Here is a 3,245-nt window from a genome sequence, read left to right as displayed (position 1 = left end):
CTGAGTTCGGGATGGGATCAGGTGGTTCCAATGCTCTATGGTCGTCAAGAAATTCTGTTGCCAGAATGTCTTTTGAACACTCTTGGCTAATTCGGATATGTGATTTTGTGAAGTTGCGAACTTTCGGTTCTTTCGTCTTCACCACCACAATTTGGCTTTCGTGCGCAAATTGCTTGGGTGTTATATGGTCAAGCCTCACGGGCAATTAGTATTGGTTAGCTCAACGCCTCACAGCGCTTACACACCCAACCTATCAACGTCGTAGTCTTCGACGGCCCTTCAGGGGATTCAAGATCCCAGTGAGATCTCATCTTGAGGCAAGTTTCCCGCTTAGATGCTTTCAGCGGTTATCTCTTCCGAACATAGCTACCCGGCAATGCCACTGGCGTGACAACCGGAACACCAGAGGTTCGTCCACTCCGGTCCTCTCGTACTAGGAGCAGCCCCTCTCAAATCTCAAACGTCCACGGCAGATAGGGACCGAACTGTCTCACGACGTTCTAAACCCAGCTCGCGTACCACTTTAAATGGCGAACAGCCATACCCTTGGGACCGGCTTCAGCCCCAGGATGTGATGAGCCGACATCGAGGTGCCAAACACCGCCGTCGATATGAACTCTTGGGCGGTATCAGCCTGTTATCCCCGGAGTACCTTTTATCCGTTGAGCGATGGCCCTTCCATACAGAACCACCGGATCACTAAGACCTACTTTCGTACCTGCTCGACGTGTTTGTCTCGCAGTCAAGCGCGCTTTTGCCTTTATACTCTACGACCGATTTCCGACCGGTCTGAGCGCACCTTCGTACTCCTCCGTTACTCTTTGGGAGGAGACCGCCCCAGTCAAACTACCCACCATACACTGTCCTCGATCCGGATAACGGACCTGAGTTAGAACCTCAAAGTTGCCAGGGTGGTATTTCAAGGATGGCTCCATGAGAACTGGCGTCCCCACTTCAAAGCCTCCCACCTATCCTACACAAGCAAATTCAAAGTCCAGTGCAAAGCTATAGTAAAGGTTCACGGGGTCTTTCCGTCTAGCCGCGGATACACTGCATCTTCACAGCGATTTCAATTTCACTGAGTCTCGGGTGGAGACAGCGCCGCCATCGTTACGCCATTCGTGCAGGTCGGAACTTACCCGACAAGGAATTTCGCTACCTTAGGACCGTTATAGTTACGGCCGCCGTTTACCGGGGCTTCGATCAAGAGCTTCGCTTGCGCTAACCCCATCAATTAACCTTCCGGCACCGGGCAGGCGTCACACCCTATACGTCCACTTTCGTGTTTGCAGAGTGCTGTGTTTTTAATAAACAGTCGCAGCGGCCTGGTATCTTCGACCGGCATGGGCTTACGGAGCAAGTCCTTCACCCTCGCCGGCGCACCTTCTCCCGAAGTTACGGTGCCATTTTGCCTAGTTCCTTCACCCGAGTTCTCTCAAGCGCCTTGGTATTCTCTACCTAACCACCTGTGTCGGTTTGGGGTACGGTTCCCAGTTATCTGAAGCTTAGGAGCTTTTCTTGGAAGCATGGTATCAACCACTTCGTCGCCTAGAGGCAACTCGTCATCAGCTCTCGGCCTTGAAATCCCGGATTTGCCTAAGATTTCAGCCTACCACCTTAAACCTGGACAACCAACGCCAGGCTGGCCTAACCTTCTCCGTCCCTCCATCGCAATAACTGGAAGTACAGGAATATTAACCTGTTTTCCATCGACTACGCTTTTCAGCCTCGCCTTAGGGACCGACTAACCCTGCGTCGATTAACGTTGCGCAGGAAACCTTGGTCTTTCGGCGTGCGAGTTTTTCACTCGCATTGTCGTTACTCATGTCAGCATTCGCACTTCTGATACCTCCAGCAAGCTTCTCAACTCACCTTCACAGGCTTACAGAACGCTCCTCTACCGCGTCATCAAAGATGACACCCGTAGCTTCGGTGCATGGTTTGAGCCCCGTTACATCTTCCGCGCAGGCCGACTCGACTAGTGAGCTATTACGCTTTCTTTAAAGGGTGGCTGCTTCTAAGCCAACCTCCTAGCTGTCTAAGCCTTCCCACATCGTTTCCCACTTAACCATGACTTTGGGACCTTAGCTGACGGTCTGGGTTGTTTCCCTTTTCACGACGGACGTTAGCACCCGCCGTGTGTCTCCCATGCTCGGCACTTCCAGGTATTCGGAGTTTGCATCGGTTTGGTAAGTCGGGATGACCCCCTAGCCGAAACAGTGCTCTACCCCCTGGAGTGATACATGAGGCGCTACCTAAATAGCTTTCGAGGAGAACCAGCTATCTCCGAGCTTGATTAGCCTTTCACTCCGATCCACAGGTCATCCGCTAACTTTTCAACGGTAGTCGGTTCGGTCCTCCAGTCAGTGTTACCTAACCTTCAACCTGCCCATGGATAGATCGCCCGGTTTCGGGTCTATACCCAGCGACTAAACGCCCTATTAAGACTCGCTTTCGCTACGCCTCCCCTATTCGGTTAAGCTCGCCACTGAATATAAGTCGCTGACCCATTATACAAAAGGTACGCAGTCACCTAACAAAGTAGGCTCCCACTGCTTGTACGCATACGGTTTCAGGTTCTATTTCACTCCCCTCTCCGGGGTTCTTTTCGCCTTTCCCTCACGGTACTGGTTCACTATCGGTCAGTCAGTAGTATTTAGCCTTGGAGGATGGTCCCCCCATATTCAGACAAAGTTTCTCGTGCTCCGTCCTACTCGATTTCATTGACAAGAGATTTTCGTGTACGGGGCTATCACCCACTATGGCCGCACTTTCCAGAGCGTTCCACTAATCTCAAATCAACTTAAGGGCTGGTCCCCGTTCGCTCGCCACTACTAAGGGAATCTCGGTTGATTTCTTTTCCTCAGGGTACTTAGATGTTTCAGTTCCCCTGGTTCGCCTCTTGCACCTATGTATTCAGTACAAGATACTCAGCTTATGCTGAGTGGGTTCCCCCATTCAGAGATCTCTGGATCACAGTCTGTTTGCCGACTCCCCAAAGCTTATCGCAGGCTACCACGTCTTTCATCGCCTCTGACTGCCAAGGCATCCACCGTATGCGCTTCTTCACTTGACCATATAACCCCAAGCAATCTGGTTATACTGTGAAGACGACATTCGCCGAAAATTCGCATGTTGCGCTTTCGCGCAGAACTCACAAATTTTACCTTAGCCTGATTTCCAGCAGTGAAACTGGCCATCAGTCTATATCTATCACATATCCGAATTTTTAAAGAACGATCTCA

The 3,245-nt window shown here is 51.1% G+C and carries 1 rRNA gene; it reads right to left on the bottom strand.

The features are described 5' to 3' along the window. Positions 1-184 precede the first annotated feature (184 nt). A 23S ribosomal RNA gene (locus CAF70_RS25890) occupies positions 185-3,076 on the bottom strand. Positions 3,077-3,245: the final 169 nt, after the last annotated feature.

Source organism: Pseudomonas sp. B19(2017) (assembly GCF_002113165.1).
In the GTDB taxonomy this organism is placed as follows: Bacteria; Pseudomonadota; Gammaproteobacteria; order Pseudomonadales; family Pseudomonadaceae; genus Aquipseudomonas.
This window is presented reverse-complemented; position numbering and strand designations above follow the sequence as displayed.